Origin of the sequence: Aequorivita sublithincola DSM 14238 (assembly GCF_000265385.1) — a bacterium.
In the GTDB taxonomy this organism is placed as follows: domain Bacteria; phylum Bacteroidota; class Bacteroidia; order Flavobacteriales; family Flavobacteriaceae; genus Aequorivita; species Aequorivita sublithincola.
On sequence record NC_018013.1, the window covers coordinates 2,596,369 to 2,612,530 of the forward strand.

The 16,162-nt window shown below is 35.4% G+C and carries 20 protein-coding genes and 1 tRNA gene; 8 read left to right on the forward strand and 13 right to left on the reverse strand.

The genetic code is table 11. From position 1 onward, the window contains the following. Positions 1-138 precede the first annotated feature (138 nt). Positions 139-1,512, forward strand: coding sequence for a histidine--tRNA ligase (hisS, locus tag AEQSU_RS11915; RefSeq protein ID WP_042491978.1), 1,374 nt, complete (start codon positions 139-141; stop codon positions 1,510-1,512). Between the two features lie 13 nt (positions 1,513-1,525). On the opposite strand, the gene AEQSU_RS16650 is transcribed toward hisS, so the two are convergent. The 4 genes from AEQSU_RS16650 to AEQSU_RS11925 all read right to left on the reverse strand — a co-directional run bounded on the left by AEQSU_RS16650 (position 1,526) and on the right by AEQSU_RS11925 (position 2,612). Then, positions 1,526-1,669 carry a hypothetical protein gene (locus tag AEQSU_RS16650; protein WP_014783112.1) on the reverse strand — a complete coding sequence of 48 codons (144 nt, stop codon included), beginning with the start codon at positions 1,667-1,669 and terminating at the stop codon, positions 1,526-1,528. Next, complete coding sequence (locus AEQSU_RS11920; protein WP_157429279.1) at positions 1,669-1,932, reverse strand: hypothetical protein; 264 nt, start codon at positions 1,930-1,932, stop codon at positions 1,669-1,671. The genes AEQSU_RS16650 and AEQSU_RS11920 overlap by 1 nt, the downstream gene beginning before the upstream one ends. A 259-nt stretch (positions 1,933-2,191) precedes the next feature. Continuing rightward, positions 2,192-2,347 carry a hypothetical protein gene (locus AEQSU_RS16655; RefSeq protein ID WP_014783114.1) on the reverse strand — a complete coding sequence of 52 codons (156 nt, stop codon included), beginning with the start codon at positions 2,345-2,347 and terminating at the stop codon, positions 2,192-2,194. A gap of 191 nt (positions 2,348-2,538) precedes the next feature. Continuing rightward, positions 2,539-2,612 (reverse strand) — tRNA-Met (locus AEQSU_RS11925). Positions 2,613-2,864: 252 nt separating this feature from the next. On the opposite strand from AEQSU_RS11925, the gene AEQSU_RS11930 reads away from it, so the two are divergent. After that, positions 2,865-3,251: an START-like domain-containing protein gene (locus AEQSU_RS11930; protein ID WP_014783115.1), complete on the forward strand. Its 387-nt coding sequence runs from the start codon at positions 2,865-2,867 to the stop codon at positions 3,249-3,251. Positions 3,252-3,308: 57 nt separating this feature from the next. Next, on the forward strand, positions 3,309-4,154 hold the full coding sequence (locus tag AEQSU_RS11935) for an aminotransferase class IV (RefSeq protein ID WP_014783116.1): 846 nt from the start codon (positions 3,309-3,311) through the stop codon (positions 4,152-4,154). Here AEQSU_RS11935 and AEQSU_RS11940 read toward each other — a convergent pair. The 5 genes from AEQSU_RS11940 to AEQSU_RS11960 form a co-directional block, all read right to left on the reverse strand. Further along, entirely contained in the window at positions 4,151-4,711 is a 561-nt protein-coding gene (locus AEQSU_RS11940; RefSeq protein ID WP_014783117.1) for a YqgE/AlgH family protein, read from the reverse strand. The genes AEQSU_RS11935 and AEQSU_RS11940 overlap by 4 nt on opposite strands. A gap of 207 nt (positions 4,712-4,918) precedes the next feature. Next, positions 4,919-5,191, reverse strand: coding sequence for an HU family DNA-binding protein (locus AEQSU_RS11945; RefSeq protein WP_014783118.1), 273 nt, complete (start codon positions 5,189-5,191; stop codon positions 4,919-4,921). Between the two features lie 181 nt (positions 5,192-5,372). Then, positions 5,373-6,323 carry a methionyl-tRNA formyltransferase gene (gene fmt / locus AEQSU_RS11950; RefSeq protein WP_014783119.1) on the reverse strand — a complete coding sequence of 317 codons (951 nt, stop codon included), beginning with the start codon at positions 6,321-6,323 and terminating at the stop codon, positions 5,373-5,375. Positions 6,324-6,327: 4 nt separating this feature from the next. Continuing rightward, entirely contained in the window at positions 6,328-8,226 is a 1,899-nt protein-coding gene (locus AEQSU_RS11955) for a RecQ family ATP-dependent DNA helicase (protein WP_014783120.1), read from the reverse strand. 84 nt (positions 8,227-8,310) lie between these two features. Beyond that, the gene (locus tag AEQSU_RS11960) at positions 8,311-8,844 is read right to left on the reverse strand and encodes an AAA family ATPase (RefSeq protein WP_014783121.1); all 534 of its coding nucleotides are present in this window, start codon (positions 8,842-8,844) and stop codon (positions 8,311-8,313) included. A gap of 83 nt (positions 8,845-8,927) precedes the next feature. Here AEQSU_RS11960 and AEQSU_RS11965 point away from each other — a divergent pair, with 83 nt between their 5' ends. From AEQSU_RS11965 to AEQSU_RS11980, 4 genes are all read left to right on the forward strand, one after another. Continuing rightward, complete coding sequence (locus AEQSU_RS11965) at positions 8,928-9,218, forward strand: DUF493 family protein (RefSeq protein ID WP_014783122.1); 291 nt, start codon at positions 8,928-8,930, stop codon at positions 9,216-9,218. Positions 9,219-9,291: 73 nt separating this feature from the next. Next, positions 9,292-9,963 carry a DUF4290 domain-containing protein gene (locus AEQSU_RS11970; RefSeq protein WP_014783123.1) on the forward strand — a complete coding sequence of 224 codons (672 nt, stop codon included), beginning with the start codon at positions 9,292-9,294 and terminating at the stop codon, positions 9,961-9,963. A gap of 23 nt (positions 9,964-9,986) precedes the next feature. Next, a complete protein-coding gene (gene murA, locus AEQSU_RS11975) occupies positions 9,987-11,300 on the forward strand; it encodes a UDP-N-acetylglucosamine 1-carboxyvinyltransferase (RefSeq protein ID WP_014783124.1) in 1,314 nt (437 codons plus the stop codon). Between the two features lie 113 nt (positions 11,301-11,413). Next, positions 11,414-11,752: a hypothetical protein gene (locus AEQSU_RS11980; RefSeq protein WP_014783125.1), complete on the forward strand. Its 339-nt coding sequence runs from the start codon at positions 11,414-11,416 to the stop codon at positions 11,750-11,752. Between the two features lie 53 nt (positions 11,753-11,805). Here AEQSU_RS11980 and AEQSU_RS11985 read toward each other — a convergent pair whose 3' ends face one another. From AEQSU_RS11985 to AEQSU_RS12000, 4 genes are all read right to left on the reverse strand, one after another. Further along, complete coding sequence (locus AEQSU_RS11985) at positions 11,806-12,393, reverse strand: hypothetical protein (RefSeq protein WP_042491982.1); 588 nt, start codon at positions 12,391-12,393, stop codon at positions 11,806-11,808. 126 nt (positions 12,394-12,519) lie between these two features. Beyond that, positions 12,520-13,824: a cryptochrome/photolyase family protein gene (locus AEQSU_RS11990; RefSeq protein ID WP_014783127.1), complete on the reverse strand. Its 1,305-nt coding sequence runs from the start codon at positions 13,822-13,824 to the stop codon at positions 12,520-12,522. 3 nt (positions 13,825-13,827) lie between these two features. After that, complete coding sequence (locus AEQSU_RS11995; RefSeq protein WP_014783128.1) at positions 13,828-14,523, reverse strand: SDR family NAD(P)-dependent oxidoreductase; 696 nt, start codon at positions 14,521-14,523, stop codon at positions 13,828-13,830. Between the two features lie 18 nt (positions 14,524-14,541). Beyond that, positions 14,542-15,003 (reverse strand): SRPBCC family protein, encoded by a 462-nt coding sequence (locus AEQSU_RS12000; RefSeq protein WP_014783129.1) that lies wholly within the window; start codon positions 15,001-15,003, stop codon positions 14,542-14,544. 563 nt (positions 15,004-15,566) lie between these two features. Here AEQSU_RS12000 and AEQSU_RS12005 point away from each other — a divergent pair. Then, positions 15,567-15,896 carry a hypothetical protein gene (locus tag AEQSU_RS12005; protein WP_042491985.1) on the forward strand — a complete coding sequence of 110 codons (330 nt, stop codon included), beginning with the start codon at positions 15,567-15,569 and terminating at the stop codon, positions 15,894-15,896. The last annotated feature ends 266 nt before the right edge of the window (positions 15,897-16,162 follow it).

The window sequence follows — 16,162 nt, forward strand, 5'->3', positions numbered from 1 at the left end:
GACTATAAAAGTTGGATAAAGTTACTATTATTTAAGATATTTGCTGTTGAAATTCAAGGTTCAAAATTTAAGATTCAAGATTAACGAGCCTTTCCAACCAGAACTTTGAATTTTAAATTTTGAACCTTGAATTAAAAAATTTTGAAAAAACCATCTATTCCCAAAGGCACACGCGATTTTAATCCACAGGAAGTCTCCAAACGCAATTATATTTTTAGTGTAATTAGAGAAACGTTTTCGTTATACGGTTTTCAGCCTATTGAAACGCCATCTTTCGAAAATAGTGAAACTTTAATGGGAAAATATGGTGAAGAAGGGGATCGGTTGATTTTTAAGATTTTGAATAGTGGAGACTATTTGGCGAAAGTTGATGATGTTCTTTATGCAGAAAAAGATAGTAATAAAATTACTTCAAATATTTCAGAAAAAGCCCTCCGCTACGACCTCACTGTTCCTTTTGCACGATATGTGGTGCAACATCAAAACGAAATCACTTTTCCTTTTAAACGTTACCAAATCCAACCCGTTTGGCGCGCTGATAGACCTCAAAAAGGGCGTTTCCGTGAATTTTTTCAATGTGATGCAGATGTAGTTGGTTCAACTTCACTTTGGCAAGAAGTGGAATTTGTGCAACTTTATGATGCCGTTTTTAGCAAACTTGTCTTAAAAGGAGTAACCATAAAAATCAATAACAGAAAAGTATTAAGTGGTATTGCTGAAAGCATTGGTGCGGAAGACAAACTCATAGATTTCACCGTAGCACTTGATAAACTCGATAAAATAGGGGAGGAAGGTGTTAAAAAAGAAATGCGTGAAAAAGGTATTTCTGAAGAAGCTTTGCAGAAATTACAACCGCTATTTTCATTCAAAGGCAGTAACGAAGAAAGATTGAATTCTTTAAAAGGAATGCTTCAAACATCGGAATTAGGAATGAAAGGTGTTAATGAACTTGAATTTATTGTTGAAAACATTAAAACGCTAGGCTTGCAAACATCCTCATTACAAATTGATGTAACCCTTGCTCGCGGTTTAAATTATTATACAGGGGCAATTCTTGAAGTCTCTGCTCCCGAAGAAGTGAATATGGGCAGCATTGGCGGTGGTGGAAGATATGATGATCTTACTGGAATATTTGGGTTAAAAGATATGAGCGGAATGGGTATTTCTTTCGGTTTAGACAGGATTTATCTTGTGCTGGAAGAATTGAATCTCTTCCCAGAAACTATTTCAGAAAATAGTAAAGCTCTCTTTATAAATTTTGGAGAAAAGGAGGCTCTTTATGCAATGAGGGCAATCGCGAAATTGCGAATTGCAGGAATTAAAGCTGAACTCTATCCTGATGCCACAAAGATGGGCAAGCAGATAGGCTATGCAGATAAACGGAACATACCTTTTACAGTATTGGCTGGAGAAAAAGAAATGGAATCCCAAGTTTTTACACTTAAGAATATGAAAAGCGGCGAACAATTCCAAGTAAATCTCTTAGAATTGGAGGCGTTTCTTGATACCTAATATGCTTTCTGTTTTAACCAAAACTTATACGAGAGTTTCCCTCCGAAGCGTAAGTTTCGAGTCTTTCTTTTAATCTTTTTTCAACTTCAAGTTTTGCATCTTTAGAAAGCATTCCAAGTATATGCAGTTTCTTTAAGTTTTTTAATGTTTGATTCATTACTCATCTCCTATTTCGTTAATAATCTTCTCATAGGAAATAACATATTCTATTTGTTTTTCCTCTGAAACATGTTTGCGGGGAGTTTCAAGTATGATAAAATCGAAAAGTTTTGATATAATCTGTTTAAGGCGTTGCTCTGTGGTAAGTACTGCTCTGTGTAAAAAATGAGCCATAAAAGTTAAAATTACAGAAAGAACTAATAAGGTTATAAAGTAAACTGAAGTAGAAAAGTCTGAAATTGGCAAAAAAGTATATATCATAAAAAAGAAGCCAACAAAAAGAAATGAATGACTTACAAGCCTAAAGAAAACACTAAATTGAGACAGCTGTCCAGCTACAAATTTTAACAATAAACCCGAACAAACTGCCATTAAAGGTAAGCTTAACGAATACATAAAAGAGGACATATATGAAAAACCAAATATGCCCTCTTTGTCATTTATAAGATAAAAAACATGCAGGAACGGTGATAAAACCGCTACGATAGCGAGAAAAAGTATGTAAAAACTTGTACTTTTATTATTCTTGATTGTCGAGAACGCCGTTGCAATTTCGGTCTCCCGGTGGGCAAACTTTGTGTTTGTCGATTTGTTGCTCATCACTAATTTGGTTTTCTGGGGTACAGCTAATGATTACACTGGCTAGCATTAAAAATGCGAAAAAATAATTCTTCATAATATAGAGTTTTAAGGTTTAACGATAAAATTAAACCTTTAATCGATCTATACCAAGTTGAAATCCAATATTTTATTAACTTATTTTAACTTTTATCAACAAATTTAAGAATATTTTAGAAATGCACAAGAAATTCTTGATTAAATAGATAACAAAAAACCCTCTCAGTTTTGAAAGGGTTTTACTGTAAGTAGCGAGAGCGGGACTTGAACCCGCGGCCTCCGGGTTATGAATCCGACGCTCTAACCAGCTGAGCTACCTCGCCATAACAAGAAAAATTTAAAATCTTCCTCTTCACTCTAGACGCTCTAACCTCCCGATAGCTATCGGGAGTGCTATCTCGCCGTATTTTTGAGTTTGCAAAGATAGAAACAAAATTAGCTGTCGCAAATATTAGGTTCTATTTTTATGTAATTTATTTCATCTTTTTATTAATCTTTTTAAATGAAAAATTTTCAGTGTTTCATTTGAGGTTAAAATTAATATCTATATATTGGGCATCAACTAACAGAAAGCTATGGAAGATAAAATAAAATATGAAATGGAATTTCCAATTCAGGTTTCCCCTTCACTTTTATACCAATATATTTCAACACCTTCGGGACTTTCCGAATGGTATGCAGACAATGTAAACTCGCGTGGAGAATTCTACACTTTCATTTGGTCTGGAAGTGAGGAGCGCGCCAAGTTGTTAAGCAAAAAGAGCCCGGAACGCATCAAATTTAGATGGATTGAGGATGAAGGCGAAGAGTTTTATTTTGAACTTCGCATTCAAGTTGATGAAATAACAAAAGACGTATCTTTGATGGTAACAGATTTTGCCGAAGATGACGAAGTGGAAGAAGGAAAAATGCTTTGGGAAAATATGGTTTCCAACCTAAAGTCAATCTTAGGTTCCTCATAAAATCCTTTTAAAAAATAATACCTTTGTACCGTCCACCAAAAATGGACGGTTTTTTTTATGGTAAACTTGAATGGAGTAATAGTAGAAACCCAAAAGGCAGTAATTTCTATAGACAATCGAGGCTTTAATTATGGCGATGCTGTTTTTGAAACACTTCGATCTTCAGGAGGAAAAATATATTTTTGGGAAGATCATTATTTTCGTCTGATGGCTTCTATGCGGATTCTGAGGATGGAAATTCCAATGAATTTCACAATGGAATTTTTAGAAGAAGAAATTAAGCGAACCATAACTTCATCAGAAAGAGAAGCGGGATATCTTCGTATTAAGCTGCTTGTTTACCGTAAAACCGGAGGTAAATACACTCCTAATACCAATGACATTGAATATGTGATTTCTTTTGAAAAATTAGAAACTCCATTTTATACTTTAAACGAAACCGATTATGAAGTTGAACTTTTTAAGGACCATTACATTACCTCAGGGCTACTTTCAACTCTAAAAACAAATAATAGACTCATAAATATTATAGGAAGCATTTTTGCAAAAGAAAATGATTTTCAAAACTGTTTGTTGTTGAATGAAAACAAACAAGTTGTGGAAGCGCTAAACGGCAATATATTTCTGGTTTCGGGCGAAAATATCAAAACGCCGCCACTTTCAGACGGGTGTTTAAATGGAATTTTAAGAAAACAGCTTCTTTCAATTCTAAAAAGAATTCCAGATTTTACGGTGGAAGTAGCTTCCATTTCTCCCTTTGAACTTCAAAAGGCCGATGAAATATTTATTACCAACACCATACAAGGCATTGTTCCAATAACGAAATATCGCAAGAAGATTTATAGAAATGAGGTTGCAATGCAACTGTTGCCAAAACTGAATTTAAAGGCAAGAACAGATTAGTTGAAACTCGGATTTTCTGGTGCGTTGGACCATAAAACATAGTCTCCACCAAATTCAAGCATTTTTTCCTTCCAAAAGTTTATATTGCTTTTCCCAATAATTGTATCGTTATAGCTGTTTGGTGCCACAACCCAACTGTTTACTTCTAATTCCTGATCCAATTGTTCACTTTCCCAACCAGAATATCCGAGGAAAAAGCGGATTTGTTCTTTTTTCAGCTTGTCTTCCTTCAACAAATCTATAATAGCATTAAAATCACCGCCCCAATAAATTCCGTTGGATATTTCTATACTGTTGGGAATGATGTCTGGAATGCAATGAATAAAGTAAAGATTATCCTGCTCCACGGGACCGCCATTATAAACGGGAAGCTTTGAATTTACTTCGGGAACATAGTCGCGCAGCTTCAGTTCTAAGGGTTTGTTTAGAATAAATCCTACTGAACCGCTTTCATTATATTCAGCTAAAAGTACTACGGAACGGTTAAAAGAAACGTCCCCTATAATGGATGGTTCAGCAACCAATAATAGTCCCTTGGCTGGTTTTAAGGTGGTCATATTGTTTTTTTGGTTAAATAAATCTAAGGATTTAATTTTACATTACCAAAAATTTACTAAAATGATGTTTAAAGTAAATTATATTTACTAAAATCAATGAAAGCTTACCTTTTCACAAATACCTCGGTGTCAATACCCTATAAAAAAACCTTCTTTCCCAATTAATTGGTAAGAAGGTTTTTTAAATATTTGTAAAATATTTTACAATTAGTTTACGCTGTTTTGTAAATCTGAACCAGCTTTGAACTTCACTACATTTTTAGCAGCGATTTTAATTGTTTTACCAGTTTGAGGATTTCTTCCTTCTCTGGCGGCTCTTTTTGATACTGACCATGATCCGAAACCTACTAGGGATACTCTATTTCCTTGTTTAAGGGACTTTTCTACGTTACCTAAGAATGACTCTAAAGATTTCTTGGCAGCAGCCTTTGTAATTCCGGCATCAGCTGCCATTGCATCGATTAAATCTGATTTGTTCATAATTTTTTTAAATTAAATTGTTGGTTAAACTTCGATTAATTGCTTTACAAATTTAGCAGGAATATCCGTTCAAGCAAGTAACCACGCAGTAAATCCCTATTTTTGTTGATAACTTGGACTGTTTGTTAATAAACATGAACACTTTTTGTGCTTTTTTAACGAAATCAGCACTGACAAGGGTTTACGATAGTTTGGAATCATCGTCAAATGAATATCCGTTTAGAAGTGAAGAAACATCCATTTTTCGTTTTCCAGGGAGTTGTATTTCTTTAATATAAATGAATCCGTCACTACACGCCACTTTCAGTTCTTTTTTTGAAGTTTGAATGTTTCCCGAAACTAAATTATGATTAGTTTGCTCAAAACTGGAAGCATAAATTTTCACTTTCAATTCCTCCTTATTATTATAAAGGACAGACCAAGCTACAGGATAAGGAGAAAGCCCGCGGATAAAAGCATCAATATCTTTTCCAGAATTTGTCCAGTCTATCTGTGTATTTTCTGGAGTAAGTTTTGGAGCGTCTTTTAAGTCAACACTTTCGGGTTGTGGTTTTGGGTCTGCTTTTCCTTTTTCTATAAGGTTTAGAGTTTCCAAAACTAATTGGCTTCCCTTCAACATCAATTTATCGTGAAGAGTTTCTGCAGTTTCATTTTTTTCAATAATTACTTCTTTATTGGAGATAATAGAACCTGTATCAATTTTTTCATCAATAAAAAAGGTAGTTACGCCAGTTTTTTCTTCCTTATTAATAATGGCCCAATTAATAGGCGCGGCACCTCTATATTGTGGCAATAGTGAGGCGTGAAGATTGAAAGTTCCTAATTGTGGCATTTGCCAAACTGCCTTTGGAAGCATCCGGAACGCCACCACAACTTGAAGATTGGCGTTTAAACTTTTTAGTTCTTTCAGAAAGGATTCATCTTTTAGATTTGTAGGCTGTAGAATTTTTAAATTTTTAGAAAGCGCATATTCCTTTCCAGCCGAGGTCATTAATTTTCTCCCACGACCTGCAGGTTTATCTGGTGCAGTGATTACTCCTACAATATTTCTGCCGGCTTCAATCATTTCTTTTAGAATACCCACCGCAAAATCTGGGGTTCCCATAAACACTATTCTTAAATCTTTTGGCATTTTTTCAGTTTAGGTTATATTGATTTCTCGAATTGATTTTTATCTTTTCAGCATCCATCAAAAGTCGGACTACTTTTAAAATATGATCTTCCGTAAAAGTAAGTTTTTCTGAAATTTCTCGTGATGTTAAATCGCCTCCTTCTAATAAAGCTAGAATTTTCTTTGCAATGTCTTGAATTTCTCTTTTTGATAAATTAGCCGACTTTGGGTTGCAAACAGAACAAATGCCGCATTTTGAAGCTGTTGTTTCGCCAAAATACGAAACCAATTGCATGCTTCTGCAGGTTTTGGTGTTTTCAATATAGCGCAATACAGAATTTACCTGCGCAATTTTTTTGTTGTTAAGTGCTTCAACTTCGCGTGAAATAACGTTTATAGTTTTGTCATCTTCCCGCGGCACGAGAAAGGTGAGCGTGGCATCGGTAATTTGGATAGTAGCTTCAACAACTTGGTCTCGCTCCATTTTTTTAAGAATGGCAATAATGGTTTCAACGGTTTGTCCGGTTTTTGAAGCAATTAAATCTAGGTTTATTGAAGTGGGCATTTCAAAAATACCGCCATAAATTCGTAAAATCGTTTTTCCAATTACGGATGTGGTTATATCCTTTTCAAAATAATGAAGCACTTTTTCAGAAGAAATTAGAAACTGAACAATGGATTTTCGGCCAAATTCCTGAGAAAGTTGTATAATTCCCAAACGGTCTAAACTGTTCAAGGCATTATAAGCTAATAGGCTGCTAAGATTATAGGTTTTGCAAAATTCTGCAAAACCAAAATTGTGTTTGCTGAATTCGCCTTCGCCGTAGGGAATTTGGAAATAATTGTTCAGCGTTCTGTATATTTTTTTAAGTTCTGAAGTGTTGGGAAGTGATTCAACAAATTGTTGCTTTACATATATTTTGTCGTATTCATTATAAAAAAGCACAGCGGAAGCATACTCCCCATCACGTCCAGCACGCCCGGCTTCTTGAAAATAACTTTCAAGACTTTCGGGAATTTGAAGATGAATAACGAACCGAACATTTGGATGGTCAATCCCCATTCCAAAAGCGTTTGTGGCAACCATAGTTGAAACTGCTCCATTTCGCCACGTTTGCAGTTTCTGCGCTTTATCTTTTGCTGAAATTCCGCCGTGATAAAAGGTTGCCGAAATGCCCAAACTATTAAGTTGTTCACTAATTTCAATGGTACTTTTTCGGTTTCGCACATAGACAATTGCAGACCCGCTATTATTCTTCAGCAATTGCTCTGCTTTATAAAGTTTGTCTTCCTCTTTATAAACCTGATAAGAAAGATTTTCGCGAACAAATGAATTTTGAAATACTGCAGGAAGTTCCATTTTTAATTCTGAAATGGTATCCTCCAAAACTTCGGGAGTTGCAGTGGCAGTAAGTGCTATTATTGGAACCAGCGGATGTATTTCGCGAAGCAAGGTAATGTTTTTATATGCAGGTCGAAAATCATTTCCCCATTGCGAGATGCAGTGCGCTTCATCAACCGCAATCAAATTCACATTCATTTGTTTGATGTAATTTTGAACAATTTCTTGCTGCAACCTTTCCGGAGAGAGGTAGAGAAATTTATAATTTCCGTAAAGGGAGTTGTCCAACAAAGCGTTTAGTTCGTTAAACGAAATTCCACCAGTAATTTTTAAAGCCTTTATGCCACTTTCCTTCAATGCGTTCACTTGGTCGCCCATCAAAGCCACCAAAGGAGAAACCACAATACAAATACCATCTATTGCCATAGCTGGAACCTGAAAACATAAAGATTTTCCACCGCCCGTTGGCAAAAGCGCAACGGTATCCTTTCCATTCAATACGGAATTGATTATTTCTTCCTGCATCGGTTTGAAGGAAGTATAACCCCAGTATTGGTTTAGGATGTCGCGGATGTTCTTCAAGTTGATTTGATTATTATTTAAAAGGTTAAAGCGTTATTCCGATATGCAATACTAACATATTAAGGTAACTCAAATATTCAATAGCTATATTTTCTTCAATATAAAATCTACACGTTCCTTAATGGAGCCCACAGGAACTTCAATCACTTTATAACCATAGTTTTCATACCCATTTTTCAAAAAATGAAATATCTTTTCAGCCTGCTCAAAAGATTCGTAACGTTCGTTGTCCTGTTCATAAATTTCTTCCCAAGGTGGGAGGACGAAGATTTCATCGTATTTATATTGAAGACAAGCTTTGTTGAAATTTTCAGAATAATGAGTTCCCAAATAATCCATATACGCTGTTACGTCTGGCATTCCGCGATCATAAAATAGAATTGGTGCAGCGCAATTTTCGCCTTCATGGAATTGTTTTAATCTTCCTTCCAGTAATTTTTCACTAAAGAGAATCGGGTTATCTAAAAACAATTGGTCAATTCCTTCTTTTTTAGCCTCTAGGATTACGTCGCGCGAAATTTCGTGCATTACTTGATAACCTTCATTTTCCAAATACTTAATTAATGAAGTTTTCCCAGAGCTCGGTCCGCCAGTTATTACAATTCTTTTCGTTTTCAAAAGCTACAATTTTATACAAAGTAAGTAAATAAATATTTGTGGCGAAAACGTATCTTTGTTGTTCACACTTTAAAAATTATTTGATGGCCGAAGACAAAAATACCGCGGAATTTTATGAACGTTTAAAAAAGCAACTTGAAGACTATACAACTTGGCCATCACCCTATTTATATAAATTCATAATACCCGCAAATCTTGAAAAAATTGCCGAAATAGAGGCGATATTTGACGGCACCGATGCCGAAATAACCACCAGAGATTCTTCAAAAGGCGCCTATTCAAGTGTATCTATTAGAGTAACAATGGATTCACCAGAAGCTGTGGTGAAAAAATATCTTGAAGTTTCCAATGTTGAAGGCGTTATTTCACTATAATTTTTAGTATTTTGCGAGTGAAACGATTTTCAATCTTTCCGAATACATTAATTCTTTCCTTAACAAACACATTTTGATACAAGAAGTAGCCCAAATAGAATATAACACCGAGCGCCCAAAATTGATTATTCCTGAATACGGACGCCATATGCAAAAGATGGTAGATCAAGCCATTGCAACAGAAGACAGACAAGAGCGCAATAAAATTGCGAAAGGAATTATAGCAGTTATGGGGAACCTAAACCCTCACCTTCGTGATGTGCCAGACTTTCAACCGATGCTTTGGGATCAATTATTTATTATCTCAGATTTTAAATTGGACGTTGATTCGCCATATCCAATTCCTACAAGGGAAGAGCTTATGGAGCGACCAGAACCCTTAAAATATCCTCAAAATTTCCCAAAATATCGTTTTTATGGCAACAACATAAAACGAATGATTGACGTAGCCGTAAGTTGGGAAGAAGGTGATAAAAAAGAAGGACTTATCCTTACCATCGCCAACCACATGAAAAAATGTTTCCTAAACTGGAACAAAGACACAGTGGAAGATGATGTGATTTTCGGGCACTTGTTTGAGCTTTCAGAAGGAAAAATAAATCTTAAGAATAGCGATGAAGATTTAAGCGATGCTTCAAACTTGCTAAAAAACAAAAAACGTTACAGCACCAGCAATTCTGGGAAGAAAAACTACAAATCCAACAGTAACAGTAACAGTAACAATCGCAACCGTAAACGTTATTAAAATTTCAACCATTATTTTTATTTATGGGAACTTTCCAAATAGAAGGCGGGCATAAACTGAAAGGCGAAATTACACCTCAGGGTGCCAAAAACGAAGCCTTACAGATTCTTTGTGCAGTATTATTAACATCTGAAAAGGTTATTATTGAGAACATTCCAGATATTCTTGACGTTAATAAACTGATTAATATTTTAGAAAATCTAGGCGTTAAGATCCAAAAACTTGGAAAAGGCAAATATGCTTTTATTGCAGATGATATTAATCTAGGGTATCTTGAATCTGAACTTTTTAAGCAGGAGGGAAGCTCCCTTCGTGGTTCTATAATGATTGTTGGTCCTTTGTTGGCAAGGTTTGGCAAAGGTTATATTCCAAGACCTGGAGGAGATAAAATAGGAAGAAGAAGACTAGACACACACTTTGAAGGTTTTATAAAACTCGGTGCGAAATTCCGTTATAATAAGGAAGAACGTTTTTACGGAGTGGAAGCTCCTAAAGGTTTAAAGGGTACTTATATGCTTTTGGACCAAGCTTCGGTTACTGGAACAGCCAATATTGTGATGGCTGCTGTTTTAGCTAAAGGAAAAACTACAATATACAACGCGGCTTGCGAACCTTACATTCAACAACTATGCAAAATGTTGAATTCAATGGGAGCTAATATTACAGGTGTTGGCTCAAATTTATTAGTTATTGAAGGTGTTGAAAAGCTTGGTGGTTGCAATCACCGTGTTTTGCCAGATATGATTGAAATTGGCAGCTGGATAGGTCTTGCTGCAATGACTCATAGCGAAATCACTATTAAAAATGTGAGTTGGGAAAATTTAGGATTGATTCCAGAAACCTTTAGAAAGCTTGGTATTAAACTGAACAAAAAAGGTGATGATATTCATATTCCTTCTCAAAAGGAATACGAAATACAAGGTTATATTGATGGGTCTATTCTTACCGTGGCAGATGCTCCGTGGCCTGGATTTACGCCAGATTTACTAAGTATTGTTCTCGTTGTTTGTACTCAGGCTAAAGGAAGTGTACTTATTCATCAAAAAATGTTTGAAAGCCGTTTGTTCTTCGTGGATAAATTGATTGATATGGGCGCGAAAATAATTCTTTGTGATCCGCACCGTGCCACAGTAATTGGTCATAATTTTCAGTCGAATCTAAAAGCTACCACAATGGTTTCTCCAGATATTCGGGCAGGAATTTCATTGTTAATTGCTGCGCTTTCCGCTGAAGGCACAAGTACTATTCACAATATTGAACAGATTGATAGAGGTTATGAAAATATTGATGAAAGGCTTAGAGCTATTGGGGCGAAGATTACTAGGACTGAGCCTTAGAGCAAGTTATCCACCGCATAAAAAATTGAGAGAATCTAGATTATATATCGATTTTAATGAAATGATAGAAGAAAATCTTGTTGTCCTGTCAAAACTGATTTAAAGTTAATCTGATGCTTTGGAGAAAAAAAGTGAATGATAAAGTTGAGTTGACAGAATCTGGTTTTCTAATAACATGTGATGAAGATATTTCTGAATTTAATTGGAATGAAATTGACAAATTAATTGGTTTTAAAATTGATAGATTTACAATTGATGGTATTTGCCTCAAAATAGAATCAGAAGATAAAATAGCATTTATAACTGAGGAATCTGAAGGCTGGAGAAATTTCATGAATGAATTGTTAAAAATATTTCCAGAAATAGAAAAAAATTGGGAAGCTATTATAGCTAAACCCGCTTTTGAAAGAAAGGAAACTGAATTATATTGTCGAACTAGAAATGTTCATTAAAAATGGATTAGAACTGTTCGAGCCAAGACACTTCTCAGTTATACACAAAACCGTTACGCCTTTCGATTCTTATTAATCTCATCCTGCAACTTTCTGCGTAGCTTTTGCTCACGCTCCAAACTATTTCGACGGTAATCTTCCAGTTCAATTTCCATTTCGGCCATTTTCAGTTGAGTCGCATTGGTTGTTTTGTGGCTGTTCAGAAATCTATAGAACAGAAATCCACTAATAAATAGCAGAATTATTATAATACTCCACATTAGGGTATTGTAGGTAGCTTTTGAAGTTAGAATTCCAAAAACTTTAATTCCGTCTTCTTTTTCTTTAGAATTGGAAAGATTTTGCTGTGTGCTCTTTAAATTTTGTAAAAGCGAATCAATTTCACTTTTTTGAAGAGACAATTCGCTATTCTGACCATTTATCTTCTTTTCTAGAGTAGATACGGAGTCTATAATATTTCGCTTTAGGGTAGCAAGCTGCGTCTTTTTAATGACCTTATATTCTTGATAGCTATTGCTTTTGTCAAAAGCGTCGATCATTTGGTCGTTCAGTGTATTTTTTCGGACTTGAATGGAGTCCTGAGCGGTTGCACTCAGAGCAAACAGAAATAGGGGAAAGGTTAGTAATAAAATCTTCTTCATGGTTTCAGGTTTGTTGTAGTGCTTTATTAAACTGTGCAAGAGTAGCAAAATTGTGCTGATTGGCATAAAATTCCAAGTCCTTTACATTTTTTTTAACAACAATCTTTACCCTAGTAAACAGATTTTTTATGAAACAGCCGTTTTGTAAACCTTTAAACAACGCTCTCTTGCCTCTTTGTGATCTACCATTTTTTGAGGATATTTATCTGTTCCAAATTCTGGAACGTGCTTTTTAATATATTTATAGTCTTTGTCAAATTTTTCAATCTGGGTGGTTGGATTGAAAATCCTAAAGTAGGGCGCAGCGTCTACGCCACTGCCCGCAGCCCATTGCCAGTTGCCTATGTTGCTGGACATTTCATAATCTAGTAGTTTTTCAGCAAAATAAGCTTCGCCCCAGCGCCAATCAATCAACAAATGTTTGCATAAAAAACTAGCAACAACCATCCGTACACGATTGTGCATATAGCCGGTTTCATTCAATTCACGCATTCCAGCATCAACAAGTGGATAGCCGGTTTTTCCTTCTTTCCACTTTTTAAATTCTTCTTCGTTGTTCCGCCATTCAATTCGATCATATTTTTTTTTGAAGGCGTTTTCAACGGTTTCGGGGAAATGCCAAAGAATTTGCATAAAAAATTCCCGCCAAATTAGTTCTTGCCAAAAAACTTCGTTTTGTTCAGCAGTTGCTTTTTTAATCATTTTTCGAATACTGACAGTCCCAAACCGAAGATGAGGCCCCAAATGTGAAGTAGCATCTTCGGCGGGAAAATTTCTGCGTTTTTCATATTCCTGAATGGTTGAAGGCGTAACGTCATATTCTGGAATTTCTATTTTCGACTTTTTGAAGCCAATATCGTTCATCGAAAGATTTGGAAGTCGCGAATTTTGATACAGGTTTTTTAGAAATTCATTGGTGTAATAAATCTTCGAGTCATATTCTTTTTTATATTTTTCCTTCCAGATTTTCATGTAAGGAGTGTAGACAATGTAAGGATCTCCATCATTTTTAACAACTTCATCCTTTTCAAAAATCACTTGATCTTTGAAGGTGTAAAAACCTATTTCTTTTTCGGCTAATAATGTTTCAATCTGCGCATCACGTTTTTTGGCATAGGGTTCATAATCGCGATTGGTTATTACATTTTGAACATCAAATTCTGAAATTATTTGTTTGAAAATCTGTTCTGGTTTGCCGTGATAGAGCGCGATGCTACTTCCTTGCTCCTGCAATTCAGTGCGCATTTTTTGAAGTGTTTCAAAAATAAAAGTTAAGCGAGCATCGTCTTTCGGAAGCTCGTTCAATATTTCTGAATCGAATATGAATATTGGAATTACTGGAAATTTTCCGTGAAGCGCCTTGTAAAAACCTACGTTGTCATCCAGACGTAAATCTCTTCTAAACCAAACTATATTTACTTTTTCTGCCAAATCTTAATGTGTGTTTAATGTTGAAAGACCACCGTCAACGCCGAAAACTTGGCCAGTAATCCATTTTGAATCATCGTTTAAAAGAAATGCTGCCATTGCCGCAATGTCTTCCGTTGTTCCTACTTTTTTTAACGGATGCCGTTCTGCCATTTTTTCCTTTTTAGAATCACTATTCAATAACTTTGAAGCTAATGAAGTATCTGTCAATGAAGGAGCTATCACATTTACTCTGAAATTTGGAGCATATTCAGCAGCCAAAGCTTTTGCAAAGCCTTCAATAGCACCTTTTGCTGCTGCAACACTTGTGTGAAAAGGCATACCCACTTTAACTGCAACGGTGCTAAAAAAAATAAGACTAGCCTGTTCCGAATTTTTCAGTTTTGGAAGCAGACCGTGAACTACTCGCACAAGGGAGTGGAAATTGACATCCATATCTTCACTGAAAATTTCTGGGCTCATCATTTTAAATGGTTTTAAGTTGATACTCCCAGGACAATAAACCAAACCGTCAATGTTTTCGGGTAAGTCGAGTGTTGAAATATCCTCATTAAGCGCATCGAAAGTATGATGCGTTATTCCTTTAGGAATATTTTCATTGCTTCGTGATGCAATAATTACATTATTGTTTTCTTTAAGTTTATTAGCAATTGAAGCCCCAATTCCGTAGGAACCACCAATGAGAAGTATATTTTTTTGCATTGTTTTGTTTTTTTGAAATTATATTGTTCCAAAGAGTTCTACCAATTTGTTTTTGCGATATTCAAATATTTCATCCAATTTCGGTTTCACCAAAAAGGGATGTACTAATTGTCCTAAAATTCCGAAAGGAAGTTTGTAATGAAGCAAATCTTCCATTGCTACACCGCCTTCAATTTCTTTTATAAAATGTTTGTGGTGCCAAAGTTCATAAGGACCGAAGCGTTGCTCATCAACAAAATATTCTCTATCAACCGAATGTGTAATTTCTGTAACCCATTTGGTTTTAATGCCAAGAATCGGGGTCACAATATATTCAATAATTTGTCCAGCAAACATCGGTCTGTCTGCTCCAGATTGGATATTAAAACCCATATATTCTGGTGTTATTACTTTTAAGTTTTTAGGATTGGATAAAAAATTCCAAGCCTCGTCTAAGGAAATAGGTAAATTTTGTGTTGCGTGGAGCGTGTATATTTTCATTTAAGGCTTATTTGGTTCTCTTGAAAGTAAGGTTTTTATTCATTCGTAAAAGCCTATAGCTATTAGTGTCAGCAGATTTGTTGCTATCTCCTATTCTGAAAATTTTTTGTATTAATTTCAACATGATGTTTTTGTTTAAAAATACTTTGTTTTAGCAAATCAAAAAAAGATTAAACAAAAGATTAACAATTTATGCACACTACTGCATTGTTTTCTGAAATTTTCTTTGAAATGGAGGGAACTATTTATACTTCACCTAAAAGAAGAAAGCAAGTGAAAGGATCGTTCTTTTTTTCAAAATAATTTTTTAAATTTATAATCCTCCCCGTTTGCGGTTCCTACCGCTCCTTAACTGATTGTATAAAAATTTTCTAAAACTGAAAAGCTATGGCAAACATAAGTTACAACCAAATTCACGAAACGCTGGACGAGGCCAAGATGGCGCTTATTCTTCAAAAAATTCAAGAGATTGCAGACCTACTGCCCAAAGGAACATTAACTGATGCCGAACGCAAAAGCTACCATGCGCTGGACGTGCGCAATCTAATTTTTTTGTGGAAAAGGTGGTACAGCTCAAGAGCAGCTTTGGCGCCAGCGTCTTGCCGCCAGTGTTGCTCAACGATAACGCAGACACAGATTTGAAACTCTTTAAACAGCTAAAAAACCTGCGCAGTCGCTTGCAGGGACTGGACTATTTGCTAAAAGATGTGGAGCGCATTGTGGGTCACGAGGCCTTTAGCACGGGGTTAGCACACTACGGAATGTATAAAATTTCTGCCAAAGTAGGAATAGCCAGCGCACAGAGCGCTTTGGAAACATTAGCGTGGCGGTTTGAAAAGCAAGGCCCCAACAAAGGAGAGAAACCTGGCGCTTTAGGAAGGAATAAGGGATAGTGATTAATGAATACTATTTGATGAAATCCAACTTAAGTAAGATAGAATCCAACTCAAGTAAGATGAAATCCAACTCAAGTAAGATGAAATCCAACTCAAGTAAGATAGAATCCAACTTAAGTAAGATGAAATCCAACTCAAGTAAGATAGAATCCAACTCGAGTAGGATAAAACCCAACTCAAGTAGGATAAAATCCTACTCGAGTAGGATAAAACCAAACTTTGGTTGGATAAAACCCAACTTATTTAAGAAAAAATGTAATAAA